Raw genomic sequence first — 18,095 nt, 5'->3', positions numbered from 1 at the left:
GCGGCCGCAACCAGGATCGCGATGGAACCGACCTTCCAACCCTCCCGTTCAGCCCATCCCGTGCTGTCCGTATCCGGCATCGGCAAAACCTATGCCGAACCCGTGCTCGCCGACGTCACGCTGACGCTCGACGCGGGCCAGGCGCTCGCGCTGACGGGCGAGAACGGCGCCGGCAAGAGCACGCTGTCGAAGATCATCGGCGGGCTCGTCGACCCGACCACCGGCACGATGCAACTCGGCGGCGAGGCCTATGCGCCGGCGAGCCGCACGCAGGGCGAGGCGCTCGGCGTGCGCATGGTGATGCAGGAGCTGAACCTGCTGCCGACGCTGACCGTCGCCGAAAACCTGTTCCTGAACCGCCTGCCGCGGCGCTTCGGGATCATCGACCGCGCGCGGCTGCGCGACGACGCCCGCGCCGCGATGGCGCAGGTCGGGCTCGACGCGGTCGATCCCGATACGCCGGTCGGCGCGCTCGGCATCGGCCACCAGCAGATGGTCGAGATTGCGCGCAACCTGATCGGCGACTGTCGCGTGCTGATCCTCGACGAGCCGACCGCGATGCTGACCGCGCGCGAAGTCGAGCTGCTGTTCGAGCAGATCGACCGGCTGAAGGCGCGCGGCGTCGCGATCGTCTACATCTCGCACCGGCTCGAAGAGCTCGCGCGCGTGGCCGAGCGCGTCGCGGTGTTGCGCGACGGCCGGCTCGTGCATGCGGGCGACATGGCGAAGACGACGTCCGACGGGCTCGTCACGCTGATGGTCGGGCGCGAGATCGGCGAACACATCGATCTCGGCGAACGTCGTTTCGGCGCGCCGCGGCTCGCCGTATCGGGCCTCACGCGCGGGACGGCCGTGCGCGACGTGTCGCTCGAGGTGCGCGCGGGCGAGATCTTCGGCATCTCGGGGCTGATCGGCGCGGGGCGCACCGAGCTGCTGCGACTGATCTACGGCGCCGATACGCCGGATGCCGGCACGATCGCCGTCGGCCAGCCGCTGAAGCCGGCGCGGATCGCGTCGCCCGTCGACGCGGTGAAGCACGGCATCGCGCTGATCACCGAGGATCGCAAGGGCGAAGGGCTGCTGCTGTCGCAGTCGATCACCGCGAACGTGTCGCTCGGCCAGCTCGACCGGCTCGCGCGTGGCGGCATCGTCGATTCGGGGCGCGAAACGGCGCTGGCCGAGCAGCAGATCGACGCGCTGCGAATCCGCACGCACGGGGCGGCGCAGCCGGTCGGCGAGCTGTCGGGCGGCAACCAGCAGAAGGTCGTGATCGGCCGCTGGCTCGCGCGCGACATGGGCGTGCTGCTGTTCGACGAGCCGACCCGCGGGATCGACGTCGGCGCCAAATTCGAGATCTACACTTTGATGGGCGCGCTCGCGCGCGAAGGCCGCGCGCTCGTGGTCGTATCGAGCGACCTGCGCGAGCTGATGCTGATCTGCGACCGGATCGGCGTGATGTCGGCCGGCCGCATGACCGCCGTGTTCGAGCGCGGCAACTGGACCCAGGATGCGCTGCTGGCCGCGGCGTTCGCCGGCTTCGGCCGCGAGACGCCGGCGGCGGCCATGCAGCATCCGGACGCGGGGCAGGCGCACGGCGCCGCTCCAGGCACTTCGACGACAGGACCACAGCAATGACCCAGCCTCCCGTATCCCCGACCGACGCAGGCGCGCAGCAGGACGTGACGGGGCGCCGCGCGCGCACGCTGTCCGGCACGCGGCTCGGCCTGTCGAACTATCTCGGGCTGGCCGGCGCGCTGGCCGCGATGATCGCGCTGTTCTCCGTGCTGAGTTCGCATTTCCTGACCTACGACACGTTCAGCACGATCGCGAACCAGATTCCCGATCTCGTCGTGATGTCGGTCGGAATGACCTTCGTGCTGATCATCGCCGGGATCGACCTGTCGGTCGGCTCGGTGCTCGCGCTGGCCGCGTCGATGGTCAGCGTCGCCGCGCTGAAATGGCAGTGGGGGCCGCTGCCGGCCGCGCTGATCGGGATCGCGGTCGCGACCGCGACGGGCGCGCTGACCGGCGCGGTCACGGTCGGCTGGCGGATTCCGTCGTTCATCGTGTCGCTCGGCGTGCTGGAGGCCGCGCGCGGCCTCGCGTACCAGCTGACGAATTCGCGCACCGCGTATATCGGCGATGCGTTCGATTTCCTGTCGAACCCGATCGCGCTGGGCATTTCGCCGGCATTCCTGATCGCGGTCGCGGTGATGATCGCGGCCCAGTTCGTGCTCACGCGCACCGTGTTCGGACGCTATCTGGTCGGGATCGGCACGAACGAGGAAGCGGTGCGACTTGCGGGGGTTAACCCGCGGCCGTATAAAATTCTCGTATTCGCACTGATGGGCGCGCTCGCGGGGCTCGCGTCGCTGTTCCAGATTTCGCGGCTCGAGGCGGCCGATCCGAACGCGGGCGCGGGCCTCGAGCTGCAGGTGATCGCCGCCGTCGTGATCGGCGGCACGAGCCTGATGGGCGGGCGCGGCTCGGTGATCAGCACGTTCTTCGGCGTGTTGATCATCTCCGTGCTGGCCGCTGGGCTGGCGCAGATCGGTGCGAACGAGCCGACCAAACGGATCATCACGGGCGCGGTGATCGTGGTGGCGGTCGTGCTCGATACGTATCGCAGCCGGCGCGCACGCGTGCGGTAGAAGACAGACAGAACAGACCAGAGAGAAACGGGAAATGGCGACGATCAAGGATGTGGCGGCCATGGCGGGCGTGTCGTTTACGACCGTCTCGCACGTGGTGAACAATTCGCGGCCGGTGTCCGCGGATGTGCGTGCGAAGGTCGAGGGCGCGATCCGCGAGCTGAATTACGTGCCGTCGGCCGTGGCGCGCTCGCTGAAGGCGCGGGCGACGGCGACGATCGGCCTCGTCGTGCCGAACAGCACGAATCCGTACTTCGCCGAGCTTGCGCGCGGTATCGAGGATCAGTGCGCGGCCAACGGCTATTGCGTGTTCTTCTGCAATTCGGACGACGATCCCGTGAAGCAGCGCAACTACCTGCGCGTGCTGCAGGAAAAGCGCATCGACGGGCTGATCGTCGCGTCGGCGGGCGAGGACGCGGTGCTCGCGCAGACGCTCGCCGACACGCACGCGCCGCTCGTCGTCGTCGACCGCAACATCGAGGGGCTCGCGGCCGATCTCGTGCAGATCGACCACGAACGCGGCGCGTACCTGGCCACGCGCCACCTGCTCGAACTCGGGCACGCGAAGATCGGCTGCATCACCGGGCCGACCGACACCGCCGTCAGCGCGATGCGCGTGCACGGCTTCATCCGCGCGATGGCCGAGCGCGGGGTCGACATCGTGCCGGGCGCGATCGCCGAAAGCGATTTCTCGTGCCTGGGCGGCTATCACGCGGCATCGCGGCTGTTCGAATCGGTGCGGCCGAGCGCGATCTTCGCGGGCAACGACCTGATGGGCGTCGGCGCGCTGCGCGCGGCGGCCGAGCGCGGGATGCGCGTGCCCGACGACTGTTCGATCATCGGGTTCGACGACATCGAATTTTCCCGCTACACGTATCCGGCGCTGTCGACGGTCGGCCAGTCGGTGCGCGCGCTCGGCGAAATGGCCGCGCAGACGCTGATCGAACGGATCGGCGGCGGTTCGACCGCCGTGCCGAGCCGCCGTCGCGTCGTGTCGCCGCGCCTCGTGCTGCGCGAATCGACGGCGGTCTACCGCGAGCCGGCCGCACCGGGCGGTCGCGCATGACGGCGAACGCACCGGGCGCCGGCCGCGTGACGGTGGTCGGCAGCCTCAACATGGATCTCGTCGTGCGGGCGCCGCGGCTGCCGCTGCCGGGCGAAACGCTCGCCGGGCATGCGTTCGCGCAGGCGGCGGGCGGCAAGGGCGGCAACCAGGCCGTCGCCGCGGCCCGGCTGGGCGCGCAGGTCACGATGATCGGCTGCGTCGGCGCGGATGCGCACGGCGCGGCACTGCGCGCGGGCCTGGAGGCCGAGGGAATCGACTGCACGGGGCTCGCGACCAGCGCGTCGGCGTCGACCGGCGTCGCGCTGATCGTCGTCGACGATGCGAGCCAGAACGCGATCGTGATCGTCGCGGGCGGCAACGGCGAGGTCACGACCGACACGATCGCGCGGCACGAAGCCGCGCTGGCGGCGGCCGACGTGCTGATCTGCCAGTTCGAGACGCCGCCGGACGCGGTGTTCGCGGCACTGTCGGCCGGGCGCCGGCTTGGCCGCACGGTGGTGCTCAATCCGGCTCCGGCCGTCGCACCGCTGCCGGAGGGCTGGCTGCCGCTCGTCGACTACCTGATCCCGAACGAGGTCGAGGCGGCCGCGCTGACCGGGCTGCCGGTGCGCGATCCGGCGGAGGCCGAGGCCGCCGCGCGGGCGCTGCAAGCCGGCGGCGCGCGCAACGTGCTGGTCACACTCGGCGCGCGCGGCGTGCTCGCGCTGACGGCCGACGGCGCCGCGCGGCATTATCCGGCGCCGGTCGTGCAGGCCGTCGACACGACGGCGGCCGGCGACACCTTCATCGGCGGCTTTTCCGCGCGGCTCGCGGCCGGCGCGGACGTCGACGCGGCCATCCGCTTCGCGCAACGCGCGGCGGCGCTGTCGGTCACGCGCGCGGGCGCGCAGCCGTCGATTCCGACCCGCGCCGAACTGGCCGACTAGGGTCGGATCCGCGGTTCAAAATTCCGACACGCGGCCGGTTCGCCGCACGAGACGGCCGCTCGCGCCGCCGGCAACGCGTTCGCGTACCGGCGCGCCTTTCCTGCCCGCTTCACCATCCCGCCCCGAATTGCGTCAATTATTCAGTCGTCTGTAATAAACAGACGAATAATTCGAAATAATGACGCGAAAACCATCAAGTTATGCGCCGCACGGTCGTAAATGCACCGAGTGAAGCAATGCTTCGAGCCAACGGGCCTGGCCCGTTCATGACGACGCAACACAGGATGGATGATGGTGTTCAGGAACCTGACGATTCGTGCGCGCATCGGTTTGACGATGGCGTTTCTGGCGGTACTGCTGGGTATCACCGGCGTGCTCGGTCTGTACGGGATGACGCGTTCGAACGATTCGACGCGCGAAATTTTCACGAACCAGATGCCGAGCGCGGTCAACGTGGCGGTCTCGGAAATGTTCGCCGCGCGCGAGCGTCTCGCACTCGACCGGGCGGCGCTGCTGGCCGGCACGCCCGACTCGGCGGCGGCCGTCGACCGCAGCCGCGCGATGCGCGTGCAGTCCGACGCGTGGTGGCAGAAATACCTGGCGCTGCCGCGCGGCGCGGACGAGGACCGGCTCGCCCAGGAGGTCGCCGCCCGGCGCAAGGTGCTGCAGGACAGCTGCGACGCGTTCGGGAGTGCGGTCGCGGCCGGCGATCACGACCGGATCGGCGAGGGCGCGAAGCAGCTCCAGGCGCGCTATAACGAGCTGGCCGTGGCCGGCGAAGCGCTGCGCACCTTCCAGTTCACCGATGCGCAGGCGCGCTTCGACCGGGCGGAATCGGTATTCGAGACGATGCGCGTGCTGTCGATCGTCGTGCTGCTGGCCGGCATCGGCGCCGCGGTGCTGTCGTGGCTGACGCTGAGCCGCGCGATCGGACGCCCGATCGCCGACGCGCTGGCGCATTTCGACGCGATCTCCGCGGGCGACCTGCGCCGGCCGATCGTCGTCGACCGGCGCGACGAGATGGGCCAGTTGCTGGAAGGCCTCGCGCGGATGCAGCGCGGGCTCGTCGACACGGTGCGCACCGTGCGCGGCGGCAGCGAGTCGATCGCGACCGCGGCCCGCCAGATCGCGGCCGGCAACATCGACCTGTCGTCGCGTACCGAGGAGCAGGCGGCGGCGCTGCAGGAAACCGCGTCGAGCATGGAGCAGCTGACCGGCACCGTGAAGCAGAATGCGGACAATGCGCGCCAGGCAAGCTCGCTGGCCGCGAACGCGTCCGAGATTGCAAACAAGGGCAATACGGTGGTCGGCCAGGTGGTCGGCACGATGGGCGAAATCAACGACAGCTCGGCGAAAATCGCGGACATCATCGCGATCATCGAGGGAATCGCGTTCCAGACCAACATTCTTGCGCTGAATGCGGCCGTCGAAGCCGCGCGGGCGGGCGAGGAAGGCCGCGGCTTCGCGGTCGTCGCGGGCGAAGTGCGCAGCCTCGCGCAGCGTTCGTCGAGTGCGGCGAAGGAAATCAAGGCGCTGATCGACGCGTCGGTGGAACGTATCCGGACCGGCTCGACGCTGGTCGACGAAGCCGGGCGCACGATGAGCGACGTGATCGGCGCGGTCCAGCGCGTGACGGATATCATGGGCGAGATCGCGGCGGCGTCCGAGGAGCAGAGCGGCGGGATCGACCAGGTGGCGCGTGCGGTCGCGCAAATGGACGAGGTCACGCAGCAGAACGCTGCGCTCGTCGAGGAAGCCGCGGCTGCCGCGCAATCGCTCGACGAACAGGCGGCGCGCCTGCGCGAAACGGCGGCGGTATTCCAGCTCGACGACGAAACGGCGCGCGCGGGCACCGCCGTCGCGGTTGCGGCGCGTCATGCGCCGCGCGCGCCGGTCGCGGCGCCTGCACCGGCTGCCGCGCGCGTCGAACGCGACGCCGCGCCGAAACGCGCGCCTGCCGCGATGCCGGCGCGCCAGCCTGTCGCCGCATCGGCCGCGCCCGCGCCCGCACAGGCTGCCGCGACCGCCGGCGGCGACGACTGGGAGACGTTCTGATCGGCGCGCGCCGTGTATCTATCCCCATTTGGTGACGAACGACGCCCGCGATCAGCGGGCGTCGTCGTTTCCGCAACGGACGAAATGTGACAGCGCGGACGATCGATCGTGCGTCGTCGCGTGCAGTGCGCGTCGCCGGTCGACGGAGACGCAGGAACGCGCTGCGTGCACGTCATGTTCCCGCGCTCGTCGTACGGGTATGTCCGTAAGGGACTGCGAAAAAAATTTGTAACGGTGCGCGCGGCGTGTCATCGCACGCGACTGCTCGAACGTATAGGGATGAAGGGCAGAAGTGGCGACGTCGGCGGTGTCCAACGCACGAGACGTTTCGATGTTCGACGAGACGCGGCGGATGCAGTTTCTGCGGCTCGGGAGATCAATTGTAAAACGGCGAAATGCGTTGTCCAAGCGGTGTTGTCGAGAATGACGAACTTCATACGAAGAGTTCGTGAAAAAAAATAAGAAAGGGTTTAGGATGAATTCGAACGCGCTTGCTTCTGCGCAGTCATACGAAGGCAGGCACGTCTTCAGACTCAGGCGAGGGAGGTAGCATGGATATTTACAGCAGCTTCGCGAACCGCTTCGAAAAAACGCGAGAGGAAGAGCTCTCGCTGGAGGAGTATCTCGCGCTCTGCAAGAACGATCCATCCGCGTACGCGACGGCTGGTGAACGCATGCTGGAAGCAATCGGGGAACCTGAACAGATCGACACCCGCAACGACCCGCGCTTGTCGCGGATCTTCGCGAACAAGGTCATCAAGGTGTATCCGGCATTCCGTGAGTTCTACGGAATGGAGGAGGTGATCGAGCAGGTGGTCGCGTATTTCCGCCACGCTGCGCAAGGCCTTGAAGAGAAGAAGCAGATCCTCTATCTGCTGGGCCCGGTGGGCGGCGGCAAGTCGTCGATCGCCGAGCGCCTGAAGCAACTGATGGAGCGCGTGCCGTTCTATTCGCTGAAGGGCTCGCCCGTCAACGAATCGCCGCTCGGGCTGTTCGACTACGACGAGGATGGTCCGATCCTCGAGGAACAGTACGGCATTCCGCGCCGCTACCTGAAAAGCATCCTGAGTCCGTGGGCCGTCAAGCGCCTGCACGAATACAACGGCGACATCCGCCAGTTCCGCGTGGTGCGCCGCTATCCGTCGATCCTGCGGCAGGTCGGCATCGCGAAGACCGAGCCGGGCGACGAGAACAATCAGGACATCTCGTCGCTGGTCGGCAAGGTCGATATCCGCAAGCTCGAACAGTATGCGCAGGACGATGCCGACGCCTACAGCTACTCGGGCGGCCTGTGTCTCGCGAACCAGGGCCTGCTCGAATTCGTCGAAATGTTCAAGGCGCCGATCAAGGTGCTGCACCCGCTGCTGACCGCCACGCAGGAAGGCAACTTCAAGGGTACCGAAGGTTTCGGCGCGATTCCGTTCGACGGCGTGATTCTCGCGCACTCGAACGAGTCGGAATGGAAGGCGTTCCGCAACAACCGCAACAACGAGGCGCTGCTCGACCGGATCTTCGTCGTGAAGGTGCCGTACTGCCTGCGCGTGTCGGAAGAGATCAAGATCTACGAAAAGCTGATCCGCAACTCGTCGCTGGCCGAGGCCGTGTGCGCACCGGGCACGCTGAAGATGATGTCGCAGTTCTCGGTGCTGTCGCGGCTGCACGAGCCGGAGAATTCGAGCCTGTTCTCGAAGATGCAGGTGTACGACGGCGAAAACCTGAAGGACACCGATCCGAAGGCGAAGTCGTACCAGGAGTATCGCGACTACGCGGGCGTGGACGAAGGGATGACCGGCGTGTCGACCCGCTTCGCGTTCAAGATCCTGTCGCGCGTGTTCAACTTCGATACGAGTGAGGTCGCGGCGAACCCGGTGCACCTGATGTACGTGCTCGAACAGCAGATCGAGCGCGAGCAGTTCCCGCCGGAAACGGAGCAGAAGTACCTGTCGTTCGTGAAGGACGTGCTCGCGTCGCGCTACGCGGAGTTCATCGGCAAGGAGATCCAGACCGCGTATCTCGAGTCGTATTCGGAATACGGCCAGAACATCTTCGATCGCTACGTCACGTATGCGGACTTCTGGATCCAGGATCAGGAATTCCGCGATCACGATACCGGCGAGAGCTTCGACCGCGCCGCGCTGAACGCGGAGCTGGAGAAGATCGAGAAGCCGGCCGGGATCAGCAATCCGAAGGATTTCCGCAACGAGATCGTGAACTTCGTGTTGCGCGCGCGGGCGGCGAACGCCGGCAAGAACCCCGTGTGGACGAGCTACGAAAAGTTGCGCGTCGTGATCGAGAAGAAGATGTTCTCGAACACCGAGGAACTGTTGCCGGTGATTTCATTCAACGCCAAGGGTTCGGCGGAGGAGCAGCGCAAGCATGAGGACTTTGTGAACCGGATGGTCGCGAAGGGCTATACGCCGAAGCAGGTGAGGCTGCTTTGCGACTGGTACCTGCGCGTGCGCAAGTCGTCATGACGCGCGCGGTACCGTGCCCGTACGGCGAGTCCGTACGGGCGCTTTCAGAGACGCCGCCCGCATGACGGCAGACGGCATGTGCGGCGAGCGTCCCGGCGTATCGACTTTCGAGCGGGAGACCGGGAGTGCTTCATCAAATCATCGACCGCAGGCTGGCCGGCAAGAACAAGAGCATCGCCAATCGCGAACGCTTTCTGCGTCGCGTCAAGAACTACATTCGTCGTGCCGTGTCCGACGCGGTGCGCGACCGTAGCATCAAGGATATCCAGAGCACGCAGAGCATCACGATCCCGCGCAAGGACATCGCGGAGCCGAATTTCCGGCACGCGCCGGGCGGGCGTCGCGAGTACGTGCACCCCGGCAACGAGGACTACGTGCGCGGCGACAAGATCCCGCGTCCGCAGGGCGGCTCGGGCGGCGGAGGCAGTCAGGCGAGCAACGAGGGCGAAGGGCAGGACGACTTCGTGTTCGAGCTGTCGCGCGACGAGTTCATGCAGTACTTCTTCGACGACCTCGAACTGCCGCGCCTCGTGAAGACGCACCTGCTGACGGTGCCGAGCTGGAAGAACGTGCGCGCGGGCTGGTCGGCGGAAGGCACGCCGAACAACATCGACGTCGTGCGTTCGCTGCGCAGCGCGCTCGGCCGGCGCATCGCGCTCGGCTCGCCGCTCGTCAACGAGCTGCGCGAGCTCGAGGCGCAGCTCGAAGCGCTGAAGAACGACCCCGAAGACCGCCGCGCCGAAATCGCGACGCTCGAGGCCGAGATCCATCATCTGAAAGGGCGCATCTGGCGGATTCCGTTCATCGATCCGTTCGACCTGCGCTACATCAATCGCGTGAAGCAGCCGCAACCGTCGAGCCAGGCCGTGATGTTCTGCCTGATGGACGTATCCGGCTCGATGGACGAGCAGCGCAAGGATCTCGCGAAGCGCTTCTTCATCCTGCTGTACCTGTTCCTCAAGCGCAACTACGAGCGCATCGAGGTGGTGTTCATTCGCCACCACACGCGCGCCGAGGAAGTCGACGAGGACACCTTCTTCCATTCGACCGAAAGCGGCGGCACCGTCGTGTCGAGCGCGCTGGAACTGATGCGCAAGGTGATGAGCGAGCGCTACTCGCCGACCGAGTGGAATATCTACGGCGCGCAGGCGTCCGACGGCGACAACTGGACTGACGATTCGCCCAAGTGTCGCAAAATCCTGGAAGAGGATATCCTCACTCAGACGCGTTACTTCGCGTATATCCAGGTCGCGCCGGAAGAGCAGAATCTGTGGCTGGAATACGCGCAACTGGCCCTGTCGCAACCGCATCTCGCGATGAAAAAAGTGGAATCGGCTGCGGACATTTACCCGGTGTTTCGCGAATTGTTCGAAAAGCAGGTGGAAATGTCATGACGACCCGCCATCTGCACAACGAGTCGCGCGGCTACGAGCCGCGCCCTTCCGGCGACGACACGGCCGGTCCTGCCGCACCGCAGCAACATGGGCAGGCCGAACCATCGCCGCCGGCCGCCGACTTGCCCGGTTCCGGGCAAAAGGAAGCGCGTATGAACGTTGCCGAACGCAAGCCGCTGCCGTGCCCGTCCGACTGGACGTTCGAATTGCTCGAGGAATACGACACGCACATCTCGCAGGTCGCCGAACAATACGAGCTCGACATCTACCCGATCCAGCTCGAACTGATCAGCGCCGAGCAGATGATGGATGCGTATGCGTCGGTCGGGATGCCCGTCAACTACCGTCACTGGTCGTTCGGCAAGCACTTTCTCGCGACCGAGAAGAGCTATCGTCGCGGCCAGATGGGCCTCGCCTACGAAATCGTCATCAATTCGAACCCGTGCATCGCGTATCTGATGGAAGAGAACACGATGACGATGCAGGCGCTCGTCATCGCGCACGCGGCGTACGGGCACAACTCGTTCTTCAAGGGCAATTACCTGTTCCGCCTGTGGACCGACGCGCACGCGATCATCGACTACCTCGTGTACGCGAAGAACTACGTCGCGGAATGCGAGGAGCGCTACGGCCTCGATCGCGTCGAGGAACTGCTCGACTCGTGCCATGCGCTGATGAATTACGGCGTCGACCGCTACAAGCGGCCGCAGAAACCGTCGCTGTCGAAGGAAGCGGCGCTGCGGCGCGAGCGCGAGGCGTACCTGCAGTCGCAGGTGAACGAACTGTGGCGCACGCTGCCGGGCAAGAAGCCCGAGCTCACGGAGGAGCAGGAGGACCGCTATCCGCCCGAGCCGCAGGAGAACCTGCTGTATTTCGCGGAGAAGAATGCGCCGCTGCTCGAACCGTGGGAGCGGGAAGTGATCCGCATCGTGCGCAAGATCGGCCAGTATTTCTATCCGCAACGACAGACGCAGGTGATGAACGAAGGCTGGGCGACGTTCTGGCACTACACGCTGCTCAATACGCTGTACAACCAGGGGAAGCTGGAAGACGGCTTCATGATGGAGTTCCTGCACTCGCACAGCAACGTGGTCTACCAGCCGCCCGTCACGAAGCCGTACTACAGCGGGATCAACCCGTATGCGCTCGGTTTCTCGATGATGAGCGACATCCGCCGGATCTGCGAAGCGCCGACGGAGGAAGACTACAAGTGGTTTCCGGAGATCGCGGGCACGCCGTGGCTGCCGGCGATGCACTACGCGATGCGCAACTTCAAGGACGAGAGCTTCATCGCGCAGTACCTGTCGCCGAACCTGATCCGCGAGATGCGGCTCTTCTCGGTGCTCGACGACGACATGCGCGATTCGCTCGAGGTATCGGCGATCCACGACGATTCCGGCTACCAGTACGTGCGGCAGGCGTTGTCTCGGCAGTACGACATCCATCACCGCGAGCCGAACATCCAGGTGTGGGCCGTCAACACGCGCGGCGACCGCAGCCTCACGCTGCGCCACTTCATGACCGACAACCGCCATCTGTCGAACGACAGCGACGAAGTGCTCAAGCACATGGCGCGGCTCTGGCAGTTCGACGTGTACCTGGAGAGCGTCGACGAGGCCGGCACCGTGCGCAAGCGCTACGAGTGCCGCTACGTGCCGCCGGAAGTGCGCGTGTGATCGTCGCGTCGACAATGTTTGCATAGGACGCCAGCCTGCGGGCTGGCGTTTTCATATGACGAACACGTGGCAGGAGAAAAATTTTCTACATCCGGACGAACCCGGAGCGCTTGTTACTTTACATTTCGCTAAAATCCCGTAGCGCCGTGCGCCGGAACCGGTGCCACGTGCGACCGCACGCGGCGGCCCCGGCCGTCTCGCCCAGAAAGCACTAAAAGGAACAGACCAACCCATGGACGTCCAGACCGACCAAGCTGCGCTGTCCGCGCATGACACCCGGCGACGCGTGTTCGCCATCGTCGGCGCCTCATCGGGCAACCTCGTCGAATGGTTCGACTTCTACATCTACTCGTTCTGCGCGCTGTACTTCGCGCCGGCGTTCTTCCCGAGCGGCAACACGACGACGCAGCTGCTGAACACCGCCGGCGTGTTCGCGGCCGGCTTCCTGATGCGTCCGATCGGCGGCTGGCTGTTCGGCCGCATCGCCGACCGTCATGGCCGTCGCGCGGCGATGATGATCTCGGTGCTGATGATGTGCGGCGGGTCGCTCGTGATCGCGGTGCTGCCGACCTACGCGCAGATCGGCGCGCTCGCGCCGGCGCTGCTGCTGGTCGCGCGCCTGTTCCAGGGCCTGTCGGTGGGCGGCGAGTACGGGACGAGCGCGACCTATATGAGTGAAGTGGCGCTGAAGGGCCGTCGCGGCTTCTTCGCGTCGTTCCAGTACGTGACGCTGATCGGCGGCCAGCTGTGCGCGCTGCTGGTGCTCGTGATCCTGCAGCAGACGCTGTCGGCCGGCGAGCTGAAAGCGTGGGGCTGGCGCATTCCGTTCGTGGTCGGCGCGGCGGCCGCGCTGATCTCGCTGTACCTGCGCAAGTCGCTCGACGAGACGTCGACGAGCGCATCGCGCGACAAGAAGGACGCAGGCACGATCCGCGGCGTGTGGCAGCACAAGGGGGCGTTCTTCACGGTGGTCGGCTTCACGGCCGGCGGCTCGCTGATCTTCTACACGTTCACGACGTACATGCAGAAGTACCTCGTGAACACGGCCGGCATGCACGCGAAGACGGCCAGCAACGTGATGACCGTCGCGCTGCTCGTCTACATGCTGATGCAGCCGGTGTTCGGCGCGCTGTCGGACAAGATCGGCCGCCGCACGTCGATGATCCTGTTCGGTGCGTTCGCGGTGATCGGCACGGTGCCGCTGATGCATGCGCTGAAGGGCGTGACGAGCCCGGTGGCCGCGTTCGTGCTGATCACGGTGGCGCTGGCGATCGTCAGCTTCTACACGTCGATCAGCGGCCTGATCAAGGCCGAGATGTTCCCGCCGGAGGTGCGCGCGATGGGCGTCGGCCTGTCGTACGCGGTGGCGAACGCGATCTTCGGCGGCTCGGCCGAGTACGTCGCGCTGTGGTTCAAGTCGATCGGCAGCGAGGAAACGTTCTACTGGTACGTGACCGCGCTGTGCGCGATCTCGCTGATCGTGTCGTGGCGGATGCGCGATCCGAGCAAGGAAGGGTACCTGCGTCACGAGCCGTGATCGGCCGCGCGTCGCGCGTACTCGCATCATGACGAACGTCCCGCCGATTGGCGGGACGTTTTTTTTGCGACGTGCAATCGCGCATGTGACGGCACCCGCGGTTCGACAGGCCAGGTGCCGGCATGAACGCGCCGCGTCATATCGATATGGAAATCGATTCGTTGTCCGTGGCGGCCGATTTCCTTAATCTGACTGCGTAGTTCGTGTGACACCTCCTTGACTGGGATTCGCGCCCGCTGCGTGCAGCGGGCGTCTTTTTTTGCGCGGCGGCAATGCGTGCCCGCAGCCCGTCTGCTTCATCACGAAACCCGCAGAGCAAAGCACCATTTGTTGGTTCGGATTCGCCGCACGCGCTGATACGTTAGCGGCTTCGCGACGACACACTCCGTCGCGATGTTCTTCGAACCGTGCCGCCGCGCGATCCGCGGCGGCCTCCATAACAAATCAGGTCGTGCTCATGAAAATCAACACGCTCGCTACGTGGCTCATCGGAGTCGCGCTCGTTACCGCAGGCACCGTCGCCCATGCAGACCGTCTCGACGACATCAAGAAGGCCGGGGTGCTGCGCGTCGCGACGTTCGACAGCAATCCGCCGTTCGGCTATGTCGACGCGAAAAGCAATCACATCGTCGGTCTCGACGTCGATTACGCGATGGCGCTCGCCGACAAGCTCGGCGTGAAGCTGCAGCTGCAACCGACCAACCCCGCGAACCGCATCCCGTTCCTGACGTCCGGCAAGGTCGACCTCGTGCTCGCGAACTTCACGATCACCGACGAGCGTGCGAAGCAGGTCGACTTCAGCATCCCGTATTTCTCGTCGGGCCAGCAATTTCTCGCGAAGAAGGGCGTGCTGAAATCGGCCGACCAATTGAACGGCCTGCGCGTCGGCGCCGACAAGGGCACGACCAACGAAATCACGCTGCGCGAGAAATTCCCGAAGGCGACGATCGTCGCGTACGACGACACGCCGTTCGCGTTCGCCGCGTTGCGCGCCGGCAACGTGCAGGCCATCACGCAGGACGGCCCGAAGCTGATCGGCCTGCTCGCGAACGTGCCCGACAAGCAGAACTACGAGATCCCGGCGTTCACGATCTCGAACGACTACATGGGCGTCGGCGTGCCGAAGGGCGAGACGCGCCTGCTCGGCTTCGTCAACGACACGCTGAAGGGGCTCGAGGCGAACGGCCGCGCGACGCAGATCTACGACGCATGGTTCGGGCCGACGACGAAAACGCCGCTCACGCGCATTTTCCGGATCGGCGACAAGACCTGACCGCTGCCGCACGCGCGCCGCGTTTGGCCGGAACCTCGGCCGCGCGGCGCTTTTCGTTTTCATCCGACCGCGCGCGTCGTGCGCGCTCCCCAGCATGCTCGGGTTGGCTCCCAAATATCTGTCCTGGCTCTGGCAGGGTTTCCTGCTGACACTCGGCCTCGCGGCCGCGTCGGCCGTCGCCGCGACCGTCGGCGGGTTGCTGCTCGCCGTGATGCGGCATGCGCGCGGCAGGGCGCCGCGCACGGTCGCTGCCGCGTACGTCGTCGCGTTCCGCAACACGCCGCTGCTCGTGCAGTTGCTGTTCTGGTATTTCGGCGTCGCGTCGTTGCTGCCCGATACGTGGATCGCGTGGCTCAATGCGCGCCATGCGGTGAGCGTGGGCCCGGTCACGCTCGCGTGGCCGTCGTTCGAATTCGTGGCGGGCTGGGTCGGGTTGAGCGCCTATACGGCTGCCTTCGTCGCCGAGGAATGCGAAGCCGGTTTGCGCGGCGTGCGGCGCGCGCAACACGACGCGGCGGCCGCGCTCGGCCTCACGCCGATGCAGTCGCTGCGCTACGTGGTGCTGCCGCAGGCCGTGCGCATCGCGCTGCCGCCGCTGTTCGGCCAATACATGAATCTCGTGAAGAACTCGTCGCTCGCGATGGCGATCGGCGTGGCCGAGCTGTCGTATGCGTCGCGGCAGGTCGAGACGGAGACGTTCCAGACCTTCGCCGCGTTCGGTGTCGCGACCGTGCTGTACGTCGCGGCGGTGGCCGCGATCGAGGCCGGCGCGTATGCGGCCACGCAATGGCGCGACCGGCTCGGAGCGGGACGCTGACGATGGATCTTTCGCTGTTGCTCTCGAATCTGCCGTACCTGTTGGTCGGCGCGTTTCCGGACGGCCCGCTCGGCGGCGCCGCGCTTTCCCTGGTGCTGGCGCTCGCGTCCGCGGTCGCGTCGGCCGTGCTCGGCGTGGCGCTCGGTGTCGCGATGGCGCTCGCGCGCGGCCCGGCGCGCATGCTGCTGCTCGCGGTCATCGGCTTCTTCCGCGCGATTCCGGTGCTGATGCTGATCTTCTGGACGTATTTCTTGATGCCCGTGCTGCTGCACATGGACGTGCCGGGGCTCGCGACGGTCGTGTGCGCGCTGGCGCTGATCGGTGGCGCGTATCTCGCGCATGCGGTGCATGCGGGGATCGTCGCGGCGGGCGACGGGCAATGGCAGGCCGGGCTGTCGCTCGGGCTCACGCGCTGGCAGACGGTGCGCTACGTGCTGCTGCCGCAGGCGATCCGGATCATGACGCCGTCGTTCGTCAACCAGTGGGTCGCGCTCGTGAAGGACACGTCGCTCGCGTATATCGTTGGCGTGCCGGAACTGTCGTTCGTCGCGACGCAGGTGAACAACCGGCTGATGGTGTATCCGGCGCCGATCTTCCTGTTCGTCGCGCTGATCTATCTGGTGCTGTGCACGTCGCTCGATGGCGCGGCGCGCTGGCTGCTGTCGCGGGGGCCGCGCACGCAACGTGCGGCGCAGGCGACGGCCGAGCGCACGGAACCCGCACGGTAACGGTGGGCCGGCGAGCCGCGTCCAATGCGTGCGCGCGCTTTCGGTGATGAAGATGGATGATGGGCGACCATCATCAGCGGGCCGCGTCGCCGTGATTCGAGCGACGACGCGCGCGGTGGTGCCGATGAGGCCGAGGTGCCCGGACGCTTCAGGACGTCAGCGTCATGACGCGCTGTAGTGCGTATCGAAAACCGCGCGCAGCGTCGACGGGCCGGTCGCGAAATCGCCCCACAGCGGCCCGTCGTTCTGCGTGAACGCGAACGGCGTCGTATTGATCGACGCGAGGCGCAAGCGCCATTGCGCGGCTTCCTGGCGGAACGCGGTGAGTTGCATGTCCGACAGCGCCGTCTGCGCGCTGGCCAGCGTGACGAGCGGATCGACCGGATCGTTCGCGACCCGCACCTCGAAATGCAGGTGCGGGCCGGTCGCCGCGCCCGTCATCCCGACCGAACCGATACGTTGCCCCTGCTTCACCGTTTCGCCGGTCTTGAGCCCGCGAGCGAACGCGGACAGGTGCGCGTAGTAGGTCGAATAGCCGTCCGCATGATCGACGATCACATAGCGGCCATAGCCGCCCGGATCGGTGCCGACGAACGACACGACGCCGTCGGCCGCCGCATCGACCGGCGTGCCGCTCGGCGCGGCGAGATCGACGCCCGTATGGAACGCCATCGCCTGCGACAGCGGATGGATGCGCTCGCCGAAGAACGAGCTGATGCGCGTCCACTTGACCGGCATCGTGAACGCGGCGGCTTCGAGCGGCGAGCCGTCGAGCGTGTAGTACGCGCCGTGCTCGGCGCCCGGCGCGCGGAACCAGATCGCGCCGAACGTGCGGCCGGCGACGCGCAGCTCGAGCGCGGTGAGGCGCGGCGTGCCGTCGTGCGTGTCGAACGCGACGCGGTAATAGTCGCCGCGCTGCGCACTCGCGCGCATCGCGACCTTGCCGGTGACGAGATCGCCGAGCTGGATGCGCACCTCGGGCGGCACGTCGAGACGGTTCAGCGTATCGGACAGCGTGAGTTCGATGTCGCCGGCGCGCATGCCTTGCTGGTGGTCGGGCGCCGCGAACTGGAACAGGCTCGCATAGCCGAGCATGTCGTTGCGATGCGCGCTGAGCGGCGCGAACAGGCCCGGCTGCAGGCTGCGATCGTTGCGATCGAGGTGTTCGTTGCGCTCGCCGATCGTGCGGGCGAGCTCGCTCGTCACGAAATGCTGCGCGGTGGGAAACGGCGTATCGGACAGCACGCGCTGCGGCAGCGCGGCCGTGCCCGAGTCGACGGCGCCCGGCAGTTGCGACACGGCCGGCAGCGCGGCGGCGAGGCCGAATGCGGCGAGGGCGCCGAGCACGGCGGCCGGCACGAGCGCGCGCACGGCGCGCTGCGCGCGACCGGGCGCGACGGCATCAGGGGTTGCGACAGACTTGACCAAGGTGTCCACATCCAGGAAAGCGGTTCAAAGGGGTGTGGGCGGGGGCCGCCGGCGGCACACCGTCGAACGG

General features: G+C 66.6%; 13 protein-coding genes. 12 read left to right on the top strand and 1 reads right to left on the bottom strand.

Translation table 11 applies throughout. The features are described from left to right. The first annotated feature begins 21 nt into the window (after window positions 1-21). From H0X91_RS11355 to H0X91_RS11300, 12 genes are all read left to right on the top strand, one after another. A complete protein-coding gene (locus tag H0X91_RS11355) occupies window positions 22-1,635 on the top strand; it encodes a sugar ABC transporter ATP-binding protein (protein WP_196433047.1) in 1,614 nt (537 codons plus the stop codon). Beyond that, complete coding sequence (locus H0X91_RS11350; RefSeq protein WP_006484124.1) at window positions 1,632-2,651, top strand: ABC transporter permease; 1,020 nt, start codon at window positions 1,632-1,634, stop codon at window positions 2,649-2,651. The genes H0X91_RS11355 and H0X91_RS11350 overlap by 4 nt, the downstream gene beginning before the upstream one ends. 34 nt (window positions 2,652-2,685) lie before the next feature. Beyond that, entirely contained in the window at window positions 2,686-3,717 is a 1,032-nt protein-coding gene (locus H0X91_RS11345; RefSeq protein ID WP_006484167.1) for a LacI family DNA-binding transcriptional regulator, read from the top strand. Continuing rightward, window positions 3,714-4,643 carry a ribokinase gene (rbsK, locus tag H0X91_RS11340; RefSeq protein ID WP_196433046.1) on the top strand — a complete coding sequence of 310 codons (930 nt, stop codon included), beginning with the start codon at window positions 3,714-3,716 and terminating at the stop codon, window positions 4,641-4,643. The genes H0X91_RS11345 and rbsK overlap by 4 nt, the downstream gene beginning before the upstream one ends. A gap of 291 nt (window positions 4,644-4,934) precedes the next feature. Next, window positions 4,935-6,698 carry a methyl-accepting chemotaxis protein gene (locus H0X91_RS11335; protein ID WP_196433045.1) on the top strand — a complete coding sequence of 588 codons (1,764 nt, stop codon included), beginning with the start codon at window positions 4,935-4,937 and terminating at the stop codon, window positions 6,696-6,698. A 551-nt stretch (window positions 6,699-7,249) separates the two neighbouring features. Further along, entirely contained in the window at window positions 7,250-9,172 is a 1,923-nt protein-coding gene (locus H0X91_RS11330; protein WP_006483964.1) for a PrkA family serine protein kinase, read from the top strand. A gap of 125 nt (window positions 9,173-9,297) precedes the next feature. Further along, complete coding sequence (locus H0X91_RS11325; protein ID WP_006483957.1) at window positions 9,298-10,566, top strand: YeaH/YhbH family protein; 1,269 nt, start codon at window positions 9,298-9,300, stop codon at window positions 10,564-10,566. Further along, the gene (locus H0X91_RS11320; RefSeq protein WP_006483958.1) at window positions 10,563-12,242 is read left to right on the top strand and encodes a SpoVR family protein; all 1,680 of its coding nucleotides are present in this window, start codon (window positions 10,563-10,565) and stop codon (window positions 12,240-12,242) included. Before H0X91_RS11325 ends, H0X91_RS11320 begins: the two co-directional genes overlap by 4 nt. Before the next feature lie 232 nt (window positions 12,243-12,474). Further along, the gene (locus H0X91_RS11315; RefSeq protein WP_006483959.1) at window positions 12,475-13,779 is read left to right on the top strand and encodes an MFS family transporter; all 1,305 of its coding nucleotides are present in this window, start codon (window positions 12,475-12,477) and stop codon (window positions 13,777-13,779) included. A gap of 457 nt (window positions 13,780-14,236) precedes the next feature. Next, complete coding sequence (locus H0X91_RS11310; protein WP_196433044.1) at window positions 14,237-15,052, top strand: ABC transporter substrate-binding protein; 816 nt, start codon at window positions 14,237-14,239, stop codon at window positions 15,050-15,052. A 94-nt stretch (window positions 15,053-15,146) separates the two neighbouring features. Continuing rightward, window positions 15,147-15,869, top strand: coding sequence for an amino acid ABC transporter permease (locus H0X91_RS11305; protein ID WP_006483961.1), 723 nt, complete (start codon window positions 15,147-15,149; stop codon window positions 15,867-15,869). A 2-nt stretch (window positions 15,870-15,871) separates the two neighbouring features. Next, on the top strand, window positions 15,872-16,597 hold the full coding sequence (locus tag H0X91_RS11300; RefSeq protein ID WP_034201807.1) for an amino acid ABC transporter permease: 726 nt from the start codon (window positions 15,872-15,874) through the stop codon (window positions 16,595-16,597). A gap of 162 nt (window positions 16,598-16,759) precedes the next feature. Here H0X91_RS11300 and H0X91_RS11295 read toward each other — a convergent pair whose 3' ends face one another. After that, the gene (locus tag H0X91_RS11295) at window positions 16,760-18,025 is read right to left on the bottom strand and encodes a M23 family metallopeptidase (protein ID WP_059723587.1); all 1,266 of its coding nucleotides are present in this window, start codon (window positions 18,023-18,025) and stop codon (window positions 16,760-16,762) included. Window positions 18,026-18,095: the final 70 nt, after the last annotated feature.

Origin of the sequence: Burkholderia sp. 9777_1386 (genome assembly GCF_015712265.1) — a bacterium.
Lineage (GTDB): Bacteria > Pseudomonadota > Gammaproteobacteria > Burkholderiales > Burkholderiaceae > Burkholderia > Burkholderia cenocepacia.
This window is presented reverse-complemented; position numbering and strand designations above follow the sequence as displayed.

Excerpts from the sequence above, each read along its gene's own strand:
- H0X91_RS11355 (WP_196433047.1), top strand. The coding sequence starts at position 22 with ATGGAACCGACCTTCCAACCCTCCCGTTCAGCCCATCCCGTGCTGTCC.
- H0X91_RS11350 (WP_006484124.1), top strand. The coding sequence starts at position 1,632 with ATGACCCAGCCTCCCGTATCCCCGACCGACGCAGGCGCGCAGCAGGAC.
- H0X91_RS11345 (WP_006484167.1), top strand. The coding sequence starts at position 2,686 with ATGGCGACGATCAAGGATGTGGCGGCCATGGCGGGCGTGTCGTTTACG.
- rbsK (WP_196433046.1), top strand. The coding sequence starts at position 3,714 with ATGACGGCGAACGCACCGGGCGCCGGCCGCGTGACGGTGGTCGGCAGC.
- H0X91_RS11335 (WP_196433045.1), top strand. The coding sequence starts at position 4,935 with ATGGTGTTCAGGAACCTGACGATTCGTGCGCGCATCGGTTTGACGATG.
- H0X91_RS11330 (WP_006483964.1), top strand. The coding sequence starts at position 7,250 with ATGGATATTTACAGCAGCTTCGCGAACCGCTTCGAAAAAACGCGAGAG.
- H0X91_RS11320 (WP_006483958.1), top strand. The coding sequence starts at position 10,563 with ATGACGACCCGCCATCTGCACAACGAGTCGCGCGGCTACGAGCCGCGC.
- H0X91_RS11315 (WP_006483959.1), top strand. The coding sequence starts at position 12,475 with ATGGACGTCCAGACCGACCAAGCTGCGCTGTCCGCGCATGACACCCGG.
- H0X91_RS11310 (WP_196433044.1), top strand. The coding sequence starts at position 14,237 with ATGAAAATCAACACGCTCGCTACGTGGCTCATCGGAGTCGCGCTCGTT.
- H0X91_RS11305 (WP_006483961.1), top strand. The coding sequence starts at position 15,147 with ATGCTCGGGTTGGCTCCCAAATATCTGTCCTGGCTCTGGCAGGGTTTC.
- H0X91_RS11300 (WP_034201807.1), top strand. The coding sequence starts at position 15,872 with ATGGATCTTTCGCTGTTGCTCTCGAATCTGCCGTACCTGTTGGTCGGC.